Source organism: Salinisphaera sp. RV14 (genome assembly GCF_052044135.1).
In the GTDB taxonomy this organism is placed as follows: domain Bacteria; phylum Pseudomonadota; class Gammaproteobacteria; order Nevskiales; family Salinisphaeraceae; genus Salinisphaera.
This window is the reverse complement of sequence record NZ_JBQDYF010000001.1, coordinates 443,428-460,775: the sequence shown is the minus strand read 5'-3', so window position 1 is coordinate 460,775 and position 17,348 is coordinate 443,428. Positions and strand designations below refer to the sequence as shown.

The window sequence follows — 17,348 nt, the reverse complement described above, 5'->3', positions numbered from 1 at the left end:
GGCGACTTCCTCTTATGCCTTTTCCGGTTGATTGCGAGTCAACGCCTCGACGATATTTCGCGGCGCTTCTGCATAATTGTCGAATTGCATGGTGTAGGTGGCACGCCCCTGACTCATGGAGCGCAAATCGGTCGCATAACCGAACATCTCGGACAACGGCACCGTAGCCGAAATCTGCTTGCCGGTCGGGATGTCTTCCATGCCCTTCAGATTGCCGCGACGCCGATTGAGATCGCCCATGACGTCGCCCATGTACTCTTCGGGCGTGACGACTTCGACGTCCATCATCGGCTCGAGCAACACGGCCGAAGCCTTGCGCGCACCATCCTTGAGTGCCATCGAGCCGGCTATTTTAAACGCCGCCTCGTTGGAGTCAACATCATGGTAAGAACCGTCGTAGAGGGTGACCTTGATATCGACCATGGGGTAGCCCGCGACCACGCCGTTGGTCATGGCCTCCTGAATACCCTTGTCGACCGCGCCGATGTATTCCTTCGGCACCACGCCACCGACAATGGCGTTGACGAATTCATAGCCGGCGCCGGCTTCTTCCTGCGGCTCGATGCGCAGATAGACGTGCCCGTACTGACCACGACCACCCGACTGACGAACGAACTTGCCTTCCTGCTCGACCTTCTTGCGAATGGTCTCGCGATAGGCCACCTGCGGCGCACCGACGTTGGCCTCGACACCGAACTCTCGCTTCATGCGATCGACGATGATTTCAAGATGCAACTCGCCCATGCCCGAGATGATGGTCTGCGACGTCTCTTCGTCCGTGCGCACACGGAAGGACGGATCCTCCTGCGCAAGCTTCGACAACGCCACGCCCATCTTTTCCTGGTCGGACTTGGTCTTGGGCTCGACCGCGACGGCAATAACCGGCTCCGGGAACTCCATACGCTCGAGAATGACCTGGGAGTCAGGCGCACAGAGCGTATAACCGGTGGTCACGTTTTTCAGGCCGACCACGGCCGCGATATCGCCCGCGCGGATTTCCTTGATCTCTTCGCGCGAGTTGGAATGCATCTGAAGCAGACGACCCACGCGCTCTTTCTTGTTCTCGATCGGGTTGTAAACCGCGTCGCCCGATGCCAGCACGCCTGAATACACACGAATGAACGAGAGCGAGCCGACAAACGGATCGGTGGCAATCTTGAACACCAGCGCGGAGAACGGCTCGTCGTCGGTGGCATGGCGCTCGATCTGCTTTTCCGGATCGTTGGCGTCGATGCCCTTGATCGCCGGCACTTCGGTCGGCGCCGGCAAGTAGTCGATGACCGCGTCGAGCATCGCCTGGACGCCCTTGTTCTTGAACGCGGTACCGCAGATCGTCGGCGTGATCTCGTTGTTGATCGTGCGCTTGCGCAGGCCCGATTTGATGTCGTCGATGCTCAACTCACCCGATTCGAGATATTTCTCCATGATCTCTTCATCGGCCTCGGCTGCCGCCTCGACCATGGCTTCCCGGAACTTCTCGGCGTCGGCCTGAAGATGCTCGGGAATATCGCGCGCCTCGAACGTGCGGCCGCCGTCTTCCTGGTTCCAGTAGATCGCCTGCATGCGAATCAGGTCGACCACGCCCTCGAACTCGTCCTCAGCGCCGATCGGCAACTGCAGAGTCACCGGAGTGCTGGCCAGCCGCGACTTCATCATCTCGAGACAGCGCCAGTAATCCGCGCCCAGCTTGTCCATCTTGTTGACGAAGACAATCCGCGGCACGTGATACTTGTTGGCCTGACGCCAGACCGTTTCGGTCTGCGGCTCCACACCGGCATTGGCGTCCAGCACGCACACGGCGCCGTCGAGCACACGTAGCGAACGCTCGACTTCGATAGTGAAGTCAACGTGACCGGGCGTATCGATGATGTTGATTCGATACTGGTGCGGATACTGCTGCTCCATACCCTGCCAGAAACAGGTGGTGGCAGCCGAGGTAATGGTGATGCCGCGCTCCTGCTCCTGCGCCATCCAGTCCATCACGGCCGCGCCGTCATGCACCTCGCCCATCTTGTGAGAGATACCGGTGTAGTACAGAACACGTTCGGTCGTCGTCGTCTTGCCGGCATCGATGTGGGCCATGATGCCAATGTTGCGATAACGCTCAAGTGGATGCTTACGGGCCATGAGGGTCTCTTGTAGCTCTTGCGAAATGGTGCGCGCGGGGATCGCGCGTCTTACCAGCGGAAGTGCGAGAACGCCTTGTTGGCGTCGGCCATGCGATGCGTGTCCTCACGCTTCTTGACCGCCGCACCGCGATGCTCGGAGGCATCGATCAGCTCGCCGGCCAACCGACGCGCCATGGTGTTCTCGCCACGCTTGCGCGCGGCATCGATAACCCAGCGCATGGCGAGCGTCGTACGACGAATCGCGCGCACCTCGACCGGCACCTGATAGGTGGCGCCGCCCACGCGGCGGGACTTGACCTCGACCGCAGGACGCACGTTGTCGAGCGCTTCCTGCAGCACTTCCAGAGGCTCGTCCGTGCCTTTCTTGGTGGAGATCTGGGACAGCGCGCCGTAGACGATCATTTCGGCCTTCGACTTCTTGCCATCCTCCATGATCATGTTCATGAACTTGGCGAGGAGCTCGCTGTGATACCGCGGATCCGGAAGGATTTCGCGGCGCGGGGCGGATGCACGACGGGACATAGCTTTTCTAACCTATTCGTTTGAACGGATGCGGCCGACCTACGACTTCGGCTTCTTGGCGCCGTACTTCGAACGACCCTGACGACGCGCTTCCACGCCCGAGGCATCCAGCGCACCGCGCACCGTGTGGTAACGCACACCGGGCAAGTCCTTGACACGACCGCCGCGAATCAGCACGACGGAGTGTTCCTGAAGGTTATGACCTTCACCACCGATGTAGCTGGCCACTTCATAGCCGTTGGTCAGCCGCACACGCGCGACCTTGCGCAGTGCCGAGTTCGGCTTCTTCGGCGTGGTGGTATAGACGCGGGTGCAGACGCCACGCTTCTGCGGGCAGCCCTGCAACGCCGGCACGTCATTCTTCTGCCGTTTGTCCTTGCGGCCCTTACGGACCAATTGGTTGACCGTAGACACGTCGTCACCCTGATCTTGATCTTAAAAAATATTAAGGCAGCCCGGGAATCCAGGCTGCCAGAAGAGGACGGCGGATACTAAGGCAGACGCACGCTGGTGTCAACCATCGCGCGCCTGCCCGGTAGCGCCATCAGTTCTGCTCGTCGCCGGCGGCGTCGGCATTGTGCGAACCCGCGTCAGCGCGATCCAGCGCGTCCTCGGCGTCGGCATTGGCCTCGGCGGCCATCTCCACGGCCTCCTCGACCGCTTCGCCCCGAGTGGCCGGCAGAGCGCCCTGCAGGTCCAGCGGGCCCATGCGCTCGCGCCGACGCTGCTCGTGATACGCCAGGCCGGTACCCGCCGGAATCAGCCGACCGACGATGACGTTTTCCTTGAGACCCCGCAGATCGTCCCGGGCGCCGCGCACGGAGGCTTCGGTCAGCACGCGCGTGGTTTCCTGGAACGAGGCCGCCGAAATGAACGACTCGGTCGACAGGCTCGCCTTGGTGATGCCCAGCAACAGCCGGTCGAAGGTCGCGGGCTGCTCGCCCTTGGCCTCGACCCGGCGATTCTCGTCCAGCACCGCCTGGTACTCGGCCTGCTCGCCCTGCAGGAACTTGGTATCACCCGCGTCGACAATCTCGACCCGACGCAGCATCTGGCGAATGATCACCTCGATGTGCTTGTCGTTGATACGCACGCCCTGCAGCCGGTAGACGTCCTGAATCTCCTTGACCAGATAGTCCGAGAGCTTCGGAATCCCCTGGAGACGCAGGATGTCGTGCGGCATCGGCTCGCCGTCGGACACGATTTCGCCCTTCTCGACGTACTCGCCCTCGAAGACGTTGATCTGACGCCACTTCGGCACCAGCAGCTCGGTCTCGTAGCCATCGGAATCGACGATCTTGAGGCGCTGCTTGCCCTTGGTCGCCTCACCGAAACGCACGGTGCCCGCGGCTTCGGCGAGAATCGCCGGCACCTTGGGCTTGCGCGCCTCGAACAGGTCGGCCACGCGGGGCAGACCACCCGTGATGTCGCGGGTCTTGGACGATTCCTGCGGAATACGGGCGGTGACGTCACCCACCACGATCTCCTGCCCGTCCTCCACTACCACGATCGCCTTGGGTGGCAGACTGTACGCCGCCGGGATCTCGGTACCCGGGAAGTTCAGCTCATTGCCGTCGCCGTCGAGCAGCTTGATCACCGGGCGCAGGTCCTTGTTGGCCTGGCCGCGCGATTTCGGCTCGGTCACCACCAGCGTGGAAACGCCGGTGATTTCGTCGATCTCGCGCTGCACCGTCACACCTTCGATGAACTCCTCGAACTTCACCTTGCCGGCGACTTCCGAGATGATCGGATGGGTATGCGGATCCCAGTCGGCGAGACGCTTGCCGGCCTCGACCTGATCGCCCTCGCCGACGTGCAGCCGCGCGCCGTAGGGGATCTTGTAGCGTTCCTTTTCGCGGTAGTTGTCGTCCATGACGCCGATTTCGCCCGATCGCGACACCGCGACCAGATGCCCGTCCTCGGCGTGCGCCACGGTCTTGATGTTGTGCAGCTTGACCGTGCCGTCGGTCTTGGTCTCGACGCCGTCGGCCGAAACCGCACGCGAGGCCGCGCCGCCGACGTGGAAGGTACGCATGGTCAGCTGCGTGCCGGGCTCGCCGATCGACTGCGCCGCAATCACGCCGACGGATTCGCCGATCGAGACCCGCTCGCCACGCGCCAGATCCCGGCCATAGCACTGCGCGCACACGCCGAACGATGCTTCACAGGTGATCGGGCTGCGCACATGCACCATGTCGATGGAGTTGACCTCGAGCTTGTCGACCTCGCGCTCGGTGAGCAGCGTGCCGGCATCGATCAGGGTCGTGTTGTCGGCCGGGTCGACCACGTCGCGCGCCAGCACGCGACCGAGCACCCGTTCGCGCAGGGGCTCGACCACGTCGCCGCCTTCCACGATCGGGTACATCGGAATACCGCCCTCGGTGCCGCAGTCCACGTCGGTGATAACAACGTCCTGCGACACATCCACGAGACGCCGGGTCAGATAACCCGAGTTCGCGGTCTTGAGCGCGGTGTCGGCCAGACCCTTGCGGGCGCCGTGCGTGGAGATGAAGTACTGCAGTACGTTCAGCCCCTCGCGGAAGTTGGCCGTGATGGGCGTCTCGATGATCGAGCCGTCCGGTTTGGCCATCAGGCCACGCATGCCGGCCAGCTGGCGGATCTGGGCCGCGCTACCACGGGCGCCGGAGTCCGCCATCATGAAGATCGAGTTGAACGAGGTCTGGTCGACGGGGTTGCCCTCGCCGTCCACGACTTCGTCCAGGCCGAGCTTGTCCATCATGGCATTGGCGATCTGCTCGTTCGCCCGGGACCAGATATCGATGACCTTGTTGTAACGCTCGCCCTGGGTCACGAGACCAGAGGTGTATTGATCCTCGATCTCCTTGACTTCGTCCTCGGCCCGCGCCAGCACGGTCTGCTTTTCTTCCGGAATCACCATGTCGCCCACGGCGATCGAGATACCGGCCTTGGTCGACATGCGGAAACCGGTGTACATCAACTGGTCGGCGAAGACCACGGTCTCCTTGAGACCGACGTTGCGGTACGCCTGATTGATGACTTCGCTGACCGTTTTCTTGCCGAGCTCCTGGTTGATCATGGCGAACGGCAGGCCCGGGGGCAGGATGTCATAGAGCATCGCCCGGCCGACGGTGGTCTCGACGATGCGCGTGACCGGCGTCGTATTGCCATCCTCGTCCATGTCGACGTCGTCGAGACGGACCTTGATCAGGGCCTGCAGATGCACCTGCCCGGCGTCATAGGCGCGATGCACCTCGGCCGGATCGGAGAAGGTCATGCCCTCGCCGGCCTGGTTCACCCGCGAACGGGTCATCCAGTACAGCCCGAGCACGACGTCCTGGGTGGGCACGATGATGGGCGCGCCGGAGGCCGGCGACAGCACGTTGTTGGTCGACATCATCAGCACGCGCGCTTCCAGCTGTGCCTCGACGGACAGCGGCACGTGCACGGCCATCTGGTCGCCGTCGAAGTCGGCGTTGAAGGCGGTGCAGACCAGCGGATGCAGCTGGATCGCCTTGCCCTCGATCAGCACCGGCTCGAACGCCTGGATACCCAGGCGATGCAGGGTCGGCGCGCGGTTGAGCAGCACCGGATGCTCGCGGATCACGTTTTCCAACATGTCCCAGACTTCCGGTTCTTCGCGCTCGACCATCTTCTTGGCCGCCTTGATCGTGGAGGCGTACTCCAGACGCTGCAGGCGGGAATAGATGAACGGCTTGAACAGCTCGAGCGCCATTTTCTTGGGCAGGCCGCACTGGTGCAGCTTGAGCGTCGGGCCGACCACGATCACCGAACGGCCCGAGTAGTCGACGCGTTTGCCGAGCAGGTTCTGGCGGAACCGGCCCTGCTTGCCCTTGATCATGTCGGCCAGCGACTTCAGCGGGCGCCGGTTGGAACCGGTGATCGCCCGGCCGCGGCGGCCGTTGTCGATCAGCGCATCCACCGATTCCTGCAGCATGCGCTTTTCGTTGCGCACGATGATGTCCGGCGCGTTCAGGTCGAGCAGCCGCGCGAGGCGGTTGTTGCGGTTGATCACACGCCGGTACAGATCGTTGAGATCCGAGGTGGCGAAGCGGCCGCCATCCAGCGGCACCAGCGGACGCAGGTCCGGCGGCAGCACCGGCAGCGCCCGCAGGATCATCCACTCGGCCTTGTTGCCCGACTGATGGAAATACTCCAGCAGCTTCAGGCGCTTGCCGAGACGCTTGATCTTGGTGGCCGAACCGGTCGCACCCAACTCCTCACGCATGCGCTGCGCTTCGGCGGCCATGTCCATGTTCTTGAGGATGTCGAGAACGGCCTCGGCGCCCATCTTGGCGGTGAATTCATCGCCGTACTGCTCCACCGTTTCGAGGTATTCCTCTTCGGACAGCAGCGCATAGGGCTCGAGCGGCGTCATGCCGGGATCGGTCACGACGTAGGCTTCGAAATACAGCACGCGCTCGATCGCGCGCAGCGGCATGTCGAGCAGCAGGCCGATACGGGACGGCAGGCTCTTGAGGAACCAGATATGGGCCACCGGCGCGGCCAGGTCGATATGACCCATGCGCTCGCGCCGCACCTTGGTCTGGGTGACCTCGACGCCGCATTTTTCGCAGATCACACCGCGATGCTTCATGCGCTTGTACTTGCCGCACAAGCACTCGTAGTCCTTGACCGGGCCGAAGATGCGCGCGCAGAACAACCCGTCGCGCTCCGGCTTGAAGGTCCGGTAGTTGATGGTCTCGGGTTTCTTGACCTCGCCAAAAGACCAGGAACGAATGGTCTCGGGCGAAGCCAGGCTGATTCGAATGGCGTCGAACTCTTCGACGTCGTCCTGGCTCTTGAACAGATTCAGCAGATCTTTCATGTCCTACTCCGGATCGTGAGGGGCGTGGTTGCAACGCGCACGGTGGGTCGCACCGTGCCGGCGGCCGGTTGCCCGGCCGCCACCGCGTTCCTCACTAATCGTCTTCCTCGAGTTCGATGTTCAGACCGAGCGAACGGATTTCCTTGGTCAGAACGTTGAAGGACTCCGGCATGCCGGCGTGCATTTGATGGTCGCCGTCGACAATGCTCTTGTACATCCGCGTGCGGCCGGCGACGTCGTCCGACTTGACGGTGAGCATTTCCTGCAGCGTATACGCCGCGCCATAGGCCTGCAGGGCCCAGACTTCCATCTCACCGAAGCGCTGGCCGCCGAACTGGGCCTTGCCGCCGAGCGGCTGCTGGGTGACCAGGCTGTACGGCCCGGTCGAGCGGGCGTGCATCTTGTCGTCGACCAGGTGGTTGAGCTTGAGCATGTACATATAGCCCACGGTCACCGGACGATCGAAGGTCTCGCCGGTACGGCCGTCGATCAGGTTGGCCTGGCCGGACTCGGGCAGGCCCGCCAGCTTGAGCAGCTCGCGGATCTCGTCCTCGTTGGCCCCGTCGAATACCGGCGTCGCCGTCGGCATCCCGCCGACCAGGTTATGCGCCATGGCCAGCATCTCCTCGTCGGTGAGCTGATCGACGTCTTCCTGCGTGCCCTCGTCGACGTGATACGCCTTCTTCAGGAACGCACGGATTTCACCGACCGCCTTCTGCTGCTCGAGCATCTCGCCGACCCGCAGACCGATACCGCGCGCGGCCCAGCCCAGATGGGTCTCCAGAACCTGCCCGATGTTCATGCGCGACGGCACGCCCAACGGATTCAGCACGATGTCGGCCGGGGTGCCGTCTTCCAGATACGGCATGTCCTCGACCGGCACGATCTGCGAGATCACACCCTTGTTACCGTGACGGCCGGCCATCTTGTCGCCCGGCTGCACACGGCGCTTCACGGCCAGATAGACCTTGACCATCTTGAGCACGCCCGGCGCCAGTTCGTCACCCTGCGTGATCTTTTCCTTCTTCGAGGCCAGCTGGCGCTCGAAGTCGGCTTTCTGGTCCTTGAGACGCTGCGCCACCGCCTCGAGCTGCGCCTGCGCCTGTTCGTCGTGCAGGCGAATATCGAACCACTTCTCGCGATCCAGGTCGTCCAGATAGCTCGCGGCGATCTTGCTGTCGGCCTTCAACCGGTTCGGGCCACCGTCGGCCACCTTGCCGAGCAGCATGCTGCGCAGGCGATCGAACAGATCGTCCTCGAAGATACGCTGCTGGTCGGCCAGATCGCGACGGACCTCGTCCATCTCTTCTTCTTCGATGGACAGGGCACGGGCGTCCTTCTCGACGCCGTCGCGCGTGAACACGCGAACGTCGATCACGGTACCGTCCATGCCCGGCGGCACCCGCTGCGAAGAATCCTTCACGTCGGATGCCTTCTCACCGAAGATCGCCCGCAAAAGCTTTTCCTCCGGCGTGAGCTGTGTTTCGCCCTTGGGCGTGACCTTACCGACCAGAATATCGCCGGCCTTGACCTCGGCGCCGATGTAGGCGATGCCGGAAGCGTCCAGCTTGGACAGCGCCGACTCGTTGACGTTCGGGATATCGGAGGTGATCTCCTCCGACCCGAGCTTGGTCTCACGCGCGACACAGGTCAGTTCCTCGATGTGCACCGAGGTGAAGCGGTCTTCCTCGACCACACGCTCCGAGATCAGGATCGAGTCCTCGAAGTTGTAGCCATGCCAGGGCATGAACGCCACCAGCAGGTTCTGGCCCAGGGCCAGCTCGCCCATGTCGGTGGACGGGCCGTCGGCCAGCACGTCGCCACGCTCGATGACGTCGCCCGGGGAGACCAGCGGCTTCTGGTTCAGGCACGTGTTCTGGTTCGAACGCGTGTACTTGACCATGTTGTAGATATCCACGCCCGATTCGTCGGCGGACGTCTCGGAGTCGTGAACACGCACCACCACGCGCGAGGCGTCGACCTTGTCGACCACGCCGCCGCGGCGCGCGGTCACGGCGTTCCCGGAGTCGATCGCCACCTTGCGCTCGATGCCGGTGCCGACCAGTGGCTTGTCGGCACGCAGGCACGGCACGGCCTGACGCTGCATGTTCGAGCCCATGAGCGCACGGTTGGCGTCGTCGTGCTCGATGAAGGGCACCAGCGAGGCCGCGACCGACAGGATCTGCTTGGGCGACACATCCATGTACTGGACCTTGTCCGGCCCCGACATGGTGAATTCGCCCTGATAACGACAGGACACGAGCTCGTCGGTGAACTGGCCGGTCTCGTCGACCCGGGCGTTGGCCTGGGCGATGACGTAACGGCCTTCCTCGATCGCCGACAGATATTCGATCTCGCCGGTGGCCCGGCCGTTTTCGACCTTGCGATACGGCGTTTCCAGAAAGCCGTACTTGTTGGTGCGGGAATACACCGACAGCGAGTTGATCAGACCGATATTCGGGCCTTCCGGCGTCTCGATCGGGCAGATGCGACCGTAATGGGTCGGATGCACGTCGCGCACTTCGAAGCCGGCGCGCTCGCGGGTCAGACCACCCGGGCCGAGGGCCGACACACGGCGCTTGTGCGTGACCTCGGACAAGGGGTTGTTCTGGTCCATGAACTGCGACAGCTGCGACGAGCCGAAGAACTCCTTGATCGCGGCGGCCACCGGCTTGGCGTTGATCAGGTCCTGCGGCATCAGGCCTTCGGATTCGGCCACCGACAGCCGCTCGCGGACGGCACGCTCGACACGCACCAGGCCGGTGCGGAAGGCGTTCTCCGCCATCTCGCCGACCGAGCGCACGCGCCGGTTGCCGAGGTGGTCGATGTCGTCGGTCTGGCCCACGCCGTTACGGATCGAGACCAGCTCCTTGAGCACATCGATGATGTCCTGGTTGGACAGCACCGATTCGCCCTCGGCCTCCTCGCGGCCCAGACGACGGTTGAACTTCATGCGGCCGACCGCTGACAGATCGTAGCGCTCGGGATTGAAGAACAGATTGTCGAACAGGTTCTCGGCCGCATCCTTGGTCGGCGGCTCGCCCGGACGCATCATGCGATAGATCTCGACCATCGCCTCGAGTTTCGAGGTGGACGGATCCTGCATCAACGTGCTCGAGATATAGGGGCCGTGATCGAGATCGTTGATGTACAGCGTCGGCACATCGGTGATGCCGGCGGTGCGGAACGCCTCGACCAGCTCCTCGGTAATCTCGGTGTTGGCGGCGGCCAGCTCTTCACCGGTGTCGGTGTCCACGATCGCCCGCGACAGCACCTTGCCGATCAGGTAATCGGCCGGCACTTCCAGCTTGGAGACGCCCGCATCCTCGAGCTTCTTGATGTGACGCACGGTGATCCGGCGTCCTTCCTCGACGATCACGTCATCGCCGGCCTTGATGTCGAAGGTCGCCGTTTCGCCGCGCAAACGCTCGGGCACGAGCTCCATCTCCACGCCCTTGTCGGACAGGTGGAACATCGTGGTTTCGTGGAAAATATCGAGCATCTGCTCGGTGTCATAGCCGAGCGCGCGAAGCAGGATGGTTGCCGGCAGCTTGCGACGCCGGTCGATACGCACGTAGACGTTGTCCTTGGGATCGAACTCGAAGTCGAGCCACGAACCACGATACGGAATCACGCGCGCGGAGTACAGATACTTGCCCGAGCTGTGCGTCTTGCCGCGGTCGTGATCGAAGAACACGCCGGGGCTTCGATGCAGCTGGTTGACGATGACCCGCTCGGTGCCGTTGATAATGAAGGTGCCAGTATCGGTCATGAGCGGCATCTCGCCCATGTACACTTCCTGCTCCTTGATATCCTTGACCGGTTTCGGGTTCGCCTTACTATCCTTGTCGTAAATGATCAGGCGAACGGTCACGCGCAGCGGCGCGGAATAGATCATGCCGCGAACACGACACTCTTTTTCGTCGAACACCGGCTGGCCCAGCCGGTAGCTGACGTATTCGAGCGCGGCGCTGCCGGAATGGCTGGCCATCGGAAAGACCGAGCTGAAGGCGGCATGCAGCCCGGCTTCGGCGCGCTTGTCCGCATCGAGGCCCTGCTGGAGGAACTGGCGGTAGGAATCGATCTGGGTGGCCAGGAGAAACGGCATCTCCAGCACCGACGGCTGTTTAGCGAAATCCTTGCGGATTCGTTTTTTCTCGGTAAACGAGTAGGCCATGTCACTCAACCCTCTTGGTTGGACGGACCGCGAGTGGGGCACTCTCGCGGCGGGTAGCGCGGACTTGTCAAAAGCTCCAGTCTGACCCGGCCGTGGTTGCCGTCGGGTCACACTGCAGATTTCGAATGCAGCGACAACGGGAAAAGGCCGGCAGCGTCATGCGCTACCAGCCATTTCACCAAACGCGTCAAGTTATCGTCTTGATCAACTCGCTATGCGTTTTCCCAGCCGCAGAAAAGCGGATTACTTGAGTTCCACCGTGGCGCCGGCGTCCTCGAGATCCTTCTTGATCTTGTCGGCCTCTTCCTTTTCCACACCTTCCTTCAGCGTGGCCGGAACACCTTCGACCATTTCCTTGGCTTCCTTCAGACCCAGGCCCGTGATGGCGCGAACGGCCTTGATGGCACCGACCTTGTTATCGCCAAAGCTGGTCATCACGACGTCGAACTCGGTCTGCTCTTCTTCAGCAGCAGCCTCGCCACCGGCACCAGCGCCGGCGGCCATGGCCACCGGCGCAGCGGCCGAAACGCCAAACTTCTCTTCCATCATTTCGACGAGCTCCACGACGTCCATCACGGACATCTCGGAGATCGCTTCGAGTACTTCTTCCTTCGTAGCAGCCATTGTATAGCTCCTGTTCAATATGTTGGGATCAACCGATCCGTTTCAACAACGGGTTTTCAGCTCGGATTATCAAGCAGCCTGCTTTTGATCGCGGACTGCTGCCATGGCGCGGGCAGCCTGGGCGACCGGCTCGCGTGTCGTGCGGGCCAGCTTGTCGATGGGCGCCTTCATGACGCGCATCAGCTGGGCCAGCGCTTCGTCGCGGGTCGGCAGCTTCGCCAGACGGTCCAGCTGATCGCCGGGCAGCAACTGCCCGTTGAACGAGACCGCCGTGACTTTCAGGGCTTCGTTGGACTTGGCGAATTCGCTCATGACGCGTGCCGCCGCACCCGGATCCTCCAGCGAAAAGCCGAGAATCACCGGGCCGACGAACGCTTCACTCATGCATTCGTAGTCCGTGCCCTTGAGCGCCAGCTTGGCCAGATTGTTCTTGACCACCTTCAGATAGGCGCCGCCGTGGCGACCCTCGATCCGAAGCCGGTCCATCTGGCCCGCGGTGAGACCACGATATTCCGCCAGAACGGCGGAATGCGCGCGGGTCGCCACATCGCTGACTTCTGCCACCATGGCCTGCTTGGCTTGAAAACTCATGGCCATAGTCATCACTCCTTACACATGCCGACGACCATCCGCCGGCGGTGACTGAATCCGCCTCGCGACGGACCCATTCGACGACTGCGATGCCACCGGGGTCGCATCGCACACGTCATCTGCGCAGGCTGATCTATCGATCTTTAAGAACCGGACGGCCGGTTCGCCTGGCGGTCTTTGACGACGCAGCCATCTCGGAGCGGGCTGCGCTACAAAGAACGGTTGACACCCGGGTGCACGCACCCGGCCATCTCGATTACTTACGCCGCGACGCTGGAATGGTCCACGGTCAGACCGGGACCCATCGTCGTCGACAGCGACACCTTCTTGAAATAGATGCCCTTGGCGTTGGGCGGCTTGGCCTTCTTCAGGTCCTGGATCAGGGCCGAAAGATTTTCCACCAGGGCCTGGTTGTCGAAATCGGCCTTGCCGATGGGCGCATGAATGATACCCGCCTTGTCGGTGCGATACTGCACCTGACCGGCCTTGGCATTCTTGACCGCGGTTTCCACGTCGGCGGTGACCGTACCCGTCTTGGGATTCGGCATCAGCCCCTTCGGACCCAGGATCTGGCCCAGGCGACCGACCACCGGCATGGCGTCGGGCGTAGCCACGACCATGTCGAAGTCGATCTGGCCGTTTTGCACCTGCTCGGCCAGGTCGTTCAGGCCGACCACGTCGGCGCCGGCCGCCTTGGCCTTCTCGACATTGTCGCCCTGCGTGAACACCGCCACGCGGACGCTCTTGCCGGTGCCGTTGGGCATGACCGTCGAGCCGCGCACGTTCTGATCCGACTTGCGGGCATTAACGCCGAGATTGACCGAGACTTCGACCGTCTCGTTGAACCGGGCGCTGGCCAGCTTCTTCAGCAGATTCAGGGCCTCGTCGACGGGATACACCTTGACCGGATCGATCTGGTCGCGGATTGCCGCCTTGCGCTTGGACACTTTCGCCATGGCTTAGCCCTCCACCTTGATGCCCATGGAACGGGCACTGCCCGAAATAATACGGACGGCGGCCTCCATATCGGCCGCATTCAGATCCGGCCACTTGGTTTCGGCGATCTGTTCGACCTGGGCACGGGTGACCGTCCCCACCTTGTCGCGCAGCGGATCCGCGGCGCCCGAGGAAATATTCGCGGCCTTTTTCAGCAGGATGGACGCCGGCGGCGTCTTCTTGATGAAGGAAAAGCTGCGATCCGAAAACACGGTAATCACGACCGGCGTCGGCAGACCCGGCTCCATGTCCTGTGTTTCGGCGTTGAAGGCCTTGCAGAATTCCATGATGTTGACGCCGTGCTGACCCAGCGCCGGACCCACGGGCGGGCTCGGGTTCGCCTTGCCGGCCGGAATCTGCAGCTTGATATATCCGGTGACTTTCTTAGCCATTGATTTACTCCTTTCAGGTACTCACGCCGCGGGGTCGGCCCGGGCTCCCTGTCATTGCGCCATGCGGCAGCGCGGCCGGATCAGGTCTTCTCGACCTGATCGAATTCCAGATCCACCGGCGTCGAACGACCGAAAATGGTCACCGCGACACGCAAGCGGTTCTTGTCGTAGTTCACTTCCTCGACCACGCCATTGAAGTCGGCGAACGGGCCGTCGATGACACGCACTTCCTGACCCGGCTCGAACACGGTCTTCGGGCGCGGCTTGTCGACCGACTCCTCGACCCGATTGAGAATCTGGTCGGCCTCCGAGTCCGAGATCGGCGCCGGCCGATCGGCCGTGCCGCCAATGAAACCCAGCACGCGCGGCACGCTCTTCACCAGATGCCAGGTGTCGTCGTTCATTTCCATGTGCACGAGTACGTAGCCCGGAAAGAACTTGCGCTCGGTCGTGCGGCGCTGACCATCGCGCACCTCGACCACCTCTTCGGTCGGCACCAGCACCTCGCCGAAGTAGTCCTCCATTTCATGGCGCGCGATGTAATCCTTGAGGGAATCGCGCACTTTCTTCTCGTACTGAGAGAAGGCTTGAACGACGTACCAGTGCTTGGCCATATAAACAGCTCCGCGCTCAGGCGCGCCCGGTCAACAGAGTGACGGCGTAACCGAGAACGATATCCAGCGCCCAGATGAACGCCGCAAGGATCAGAACGAACACCACGACGAGCAGCGTGGTCTGCATGGTTTCGCGGCGCGTCGGCCACACCATGCGCCGCAACTCGGTGCGCGACCCCTGGACATACGACCATGCCGTCCGGCCAAGCGCCGACTGGAAGGCGATCAGCGCCGCCACCGCGACACCGGCCAGCATGCCCAGCACGCGAACCACGTCGGTGTACGCCGTGAAATAATAGTAGCCGGCGATGCTGGCAATCAGCACCACTATGGCCAGCCATAGCAGCGCCGTATCTAGCGCGCTTGCCGTGCGTTGTTCGGAGGTTGCCATCGACTACTCGACCGAAGACGAAAAACCGTGCGTCTAAAAGTGGCAGGCCAGGAGGGACTCGAACCCCCAACCTGCGGTTTTGGAGACCGCTGCTCTGCCAATTGAGCTACTGACCTAGACGCAAACTTTCTTCTTTACCACGAAAAAGATCGCGGATGGTACCACAGATCGCGGGCTTGGCAACTCGCGCAGCCATGATACCAGACCTTGAAGCCTAATCGGCCCGCGACGCATCACGCCGCGGGCCGATCAGGCGACAGCCTCAGCGCAAACGGCTCAGGCCGTGATCTTGGTCACGACGCCCGCACCCACAGTGCGACCGCCTTCACGAATGGCGAAGCGCAGGCCTTCTTCCATCGCAATCGGATGAATGAGCTCAACGTTCATCGTCACGTTGTCGCCCGGCATCACCATCTCGGTGTCCGCCGGCAGCTCGCAAGCGCCCGTCACGTCCGTCGTGCGGAAGTAGAACTGCGGACGATAGCCCTTGAAGAACGGCGTATGACGACCGCCCTCTTCCTTCTTCAGCACGTACACTTCGCATTCGAAGTTGGTGTGCGGCGTGATCGATCCCGGCTTGGCCAGCACCTGACCACGCTCGATGTCTTCGCGCTTGGTGCCGCGCAGCAGCGCGCCGATGTTGTCGCCTGCCTGACCCTGGTCCAGCAGCTTGCGGAACATCTCCACGCCGGTGACCGTCGTCTTGGTCGTGGGGTTGATGCCCACGATTTCGATGTCGTCACCCACGTTGACCACGCCGCGCTCGACACGACCGGTGGCGACCGTGCCGCGGCCGGAGATCGAGAACACGTCTTCGACCGGCATCAGGAACGCTCCGTCGATGGCACGCTCGGGGTCCGGAATGAATTCATCCATGGCCCGCACGAGCTTGGCGATCGATTCCGCCCCGTGCTCGCCTTCGTCGCCTTCCAGCGCCTTGAGCGCACTGCCGATGATCACCGGCGTGTCGTCGCCCGGGAAGTCGTAGGCGTCCAGCAGTTCGCGGACCTCCATTTCCACCAGCTCAAGCAGCTCTTCGTCGTCCACCATGTCGGCCTTGTTCAGGTATACGACAATGAACGGCACGCCCACCTGGCGCGCCAGCAGAATGTGCTCGCGCGTCTGCGGCATGGGGCCGTCGGCCGCCGACACAACCAGGATCGCGCCGTCCATCTGCGCGGCACCCGTGATCATGTTCTTGACGTAGTCCGCATGGCCCGGGCAGTCCACGTGCGCATAGTGACGCGCTTCACTCTCGTACTCGACGTGCGAGGTGGAGATCGTGATGCCGCGCGCCTTTTCTTCCGGCGCCTTGTCGATGGCATCAAACGCCGACAGCTCCGAACCGAACAACCGGTTCGACACCACCGTCAGCGCGGCCGTCAGCGTCGTCTTGCCATGGTCCACGTGACCAATCGTGCCGACGTTGACGTGCGGCTTGTTACGCTCGAATTTTGATTTGGACATTGCCTCGCCTTTCGCCGTTGGGCCTGCGTATATCAACCGAGACGCGCACAGCTCTTGGAACTGACGCCTCGACACCAAAACGCGGGCGATGCACACCCGCCTGACTTGGAGCCCATGACCGGAGTTGAACCGGTGACCTCATCCTTACCAAGGATGTGCTCTACCTCTGAGCTACATGGGCTAAGCAAATTGTCACCCAGGACGCCGCATTGCGACCTGGAGCGGGCGACCGGAATCGAACCGGCATCATCAGCTTGGAAGGCTGAGGTTCTACCGTTGAACTACGCCCGCACGCTCAACGCCGACAAACTCTCGCCAATCACCGCGCGCAATGCAAGCGCGATCAATCGACGCTGGCTCGATCCGATGCCATCGAAGCCGACCACGCCGACTTGGATGCGCCAAGCCTCGATGCCGCACCGCGGATTCGAAGCCCGAATTGTTCGCCTGGTGGCGGAAGAAGGATGACTCGCCGCTTCGCGTCTCACCCTGCGGGCCGGTCGCGTGCCGCGACCGTTCTCGGTCGCTTCGCGCCCTCGTCGAACCTCTATCGGTTCGAACCCTCCTCGGTCTAACTCCGTGCCAACCAGATGTCTGTGTTGTCGTTACCTGCGTCG

General features: G+C 62.6%; 12 protein-coding genes, 3 tRNA genes and 1 other RNA gene. All 16 read right to left on the bottom strand.

What is annotated here, in order from left to right; translation table 11 throughout:
- Nucleotides 1–12: 12 nt before the first annotated feature.
- The 16 genes from fusA to ACS8Y6_RS02015 all read right to left on the bottom strand — a co-directional run bounded on the left by fusA (nucleotide 13) and on the right by ACS8Y6_RS02015 (nucleotide 17,312).
- Nucleotides 13–2,127, bottom strand: coding sequence for an elongation factor G (fusA, locus tag ACS8Y6_RS02090; RefSeq protein WP_440850411.1), 2,115 nt, complete (start codon nucleotides 2,125–2,127; stop codon nucleotides 13–15).
- A 50-nt stretch (nucleotides 2,128–2,177) separates the two neighbouring features.
- Nucleotides 2,178–2,651, bottom strand: a complete 474-nt coding sequence (rpsG, locus tag ACS8Y6_RS02085; RefSeq protein WP_109992532.1) for a 30S ribosomal protein S7 — start codon at nucleotides 2,649–2,651, stop codon at nucleotides 2,178–2,180.
- Nucleotides 2,652–2,690: 39 nt separating this feature from the next.
- The gene (rpsL, locus tag ACS8Y6_RS02080) at nucleotides 2,691–3,065 is read right to left on the bottom strand and encodes a 30S ribosomal protein S12 (RefSeq protein ID WP_037341482.1); all 375 of its coding nucleotides are present in this window, start codon (nucleotides 3,063–3,065) and stop codon (nucleotides 2,691–2,693) included.
- A 130-nt stretch (nucleotides 3,066–3,195) separates the two neighbouring features.
- A complete protein-coding gene (gene rpoC, locus ACS8Y6_RS02075) occupies nucleotides 3,196–7,479 on the bottom strand; it encodes a DNA-directed RNA polymerase subunit beta' (RefSeq protein ID WP_440850410.1) in 4,284 nt (1,427 codons plus the stop codon).
- 94 nt (nucleotides 7,480–7,573) lie between these two features.
- A complete protein-coding gene (rpoB, locus tag ACS8Y6_RS02070; protein WP_440850409.1) occupies nucleotides 7,574–11,656 on the bottom strand; it encodes a DNA-directed RNA polymerase subunit beta in 4,083 nt (1,360 codons plus the stop codon).
- Nucleotides 11,657–11,899: 243 nt separating this feature from the next.
- On the bottom strand, nucleotides 11,900–12,280 hold the full coding sequence (rplL, locus tag ACS8Y6_RS02065) for a 50S ribosomal protein L7/L12 (protein WP_440850408.1): 381 nt from the start codon (nucleotides 12,278–12,280) through the stop codon (nucleotides 11,900–11,902).
- A 69-nt stretch (nucleotides 12,281–12,349) separates the two neighbouring features.
- Entirely contained in the window at nucleotides 12,350–12,871 is a 522-nt protein-coding gene (gene rplJ / locus ACS8Y6_RS02060; RefSeq protein WP_440850441.1) for a 50S ribosomal protein L10, read from the bottom strand.
- A gap of 260 nt (nucleotides 12,872–13,131) precedes the next feature.
- Nucleotides 13,132–13,827 (bottom strand): 50S ribosomal protein L1, encoded by a 696-nt coding sequence (gene rplA / locus ACS8Y6_RS02055; protein WP_440850407.1) that lies wholly within the window; start codon nucleotides 13,825–13,827, stop codon nucleotides 13,132–13,134.
- Between the two features lie 3 nt (nucleotides 13,828–13,830).
- On the bottom strand, nucleotides 13,831–14,259 hold the full coding sequence (rplK, locus tag ACS8Y6_RS02050; RefSeq protein WP_109992538.1) for a 50S ribosomal protein L11: 429 nt from the start codon (nucleotides 14,257–14,259) through the stop codon (nucleotides 13,831–13,833).
- 80 nt (nucleotides 14,260–14,339) lie between these two features.
- Nucleotides 14,340–14,873, bottom strand: a complete 534-nt coding sequence (nusG, locus tag ACS8Y6_RS02045; RefSeq protein WP_440850406.1) for a transcription termination/antitermination protein NusG — start codon at nucleotides 14,871–14,873, stop codon at nucleotides 14,340–14,342.
- Nucleotides 14,874–14,889: 16 nt separating this feature from the next.
- A complete protein-coding gene (gene secE / locus ACS8Y6_RS02040; protein ID WP_440850405.1) occupies nucleotides 14,890–15,264 on the bottom strand; it encodes a preprotein translocase subunit SecE in 375 nt (124 codons plus the stop codon).
- A gap of 40 nt (nucleotides 15,265–15,304) precedes the next feature.
- Nucleotides 15,305–15,380, bottom strand: a tRNA-Trp gene (locus ACS8Y6_RS02035).
- 160 nt (nucleotides 15,381–15,540) lie between these two features.
- Nucleotides 15,541–16,731: an elongation factor Tu gene (tuf, locus tag ACS8Y6_RS02030; protein WP_440850412.1), complete on the bottom strand. Its 1,191-nt coding sequence runs from the start codon at nucleotides 16,729–16,731 to the stop codon at nucleotides 15,541–15,543.
- A gap of 106 nt (nucleotides 16,732–16,837) precedes the next feature.
- Nucleotides 16,838–16,912, bottom strand: a tRNA-Thr gene (locus tag ACS8Y6_RS02025).
- 36 nt (nucleotides 16,913–16,948) lie between these two features.
- Nucleotides 16,949–17,022 (bottom strand) — tRNA-Gly (locus ACS8Y6_RS02020).
- A gap of 157 nt (nucleotides 17,023–17,179) precedes the next feature.
- Nucleotides 17,180–17,312: non-coding RNA, RtT sRNA (locus ACS8Y6_RS02015), on the bottom strand.
- Nucleotides 17,313–17,348 lie beyond the last annotated feature (36 nt).

Excerpts from the sequence above, each read along its gene's own strand:
- fusA (WP_440850411.1), bottom strand. The coding sequence starts at position 2,127 with ATGGCCCGTAAGCATCCACTTGAGCGTTATCGCAACATTGGCATCATG.
- rpsG (WP_109992532.1), bottom strand. The coding sequence starts at position 2,651 with ATGTCCCGTCGTGCATCCGCCCCGCGCCGCGAAATCCTTCCGGATCCG.
- rpoC (WP_440850410.1), bottom strand. The coding sequence starts at position 7,479 with ATGAAAGATCTGCTGAATCTGTTCAAGAGCCAGGACGACGTCGAAGAG.
- rpoB (WP_440850409.1), bottom strand. The coding sequence starts at position 11,656 with ATGGCCTACTCGTTTACCGAGAAAAAACGAATCCGCAAGGATTTCGCT.
- rplL (WP_440850408.1), bottom strand. The coding sequence starts at position 12,280 with ATGGCTGCTACGAAGGAAGAAGTACTCGAAGCGATCTCCGAGATGTCC.
- rplJ (WP_440850441.1), bottom strand. The coding sequence starts at position 12,871 with ATGAGTTTTCAAGCCAAGCAGGCCATGGTGGCAGAAGTCAGCGATGTG.
- rplA (WP_440850407.1), bottom strand. The coding sequence starts at position 13,827 with ATGGCGAAAGTGTCCAAGCGCAAGGCGGCAATCCGCGACCAGATCGAT.
- rplK (WP_109992538.1), bottom strand. The coding sequence starts at position 14,259 with ATGGCTAAGAAAGTCACCGGATATATCAAGCTGCAGATTCCGGCCGGC.
- nusG (WP_440850406.1), bottom strand. The coding sequence starts at position 14,873 with ATGGCCAAGCACTGGTACGTCGTTCAAGCCTTCTCTCAGTACGAGAAG.
- secE (WP_440850405.1), bottom strand. The coding sequence starts at position 15,264 with ATGGCAACCTCCGAACAACGCACGGCAAGCGCGCTAGATACGGCGCTG.
- tuf (WP_440850412.1), bottom strand. The coding sequence starts at position 16,731 with ATGTCCAAATCAAAATTCGAGCGTAACAAGCCGCACGTCAACGTCGGC.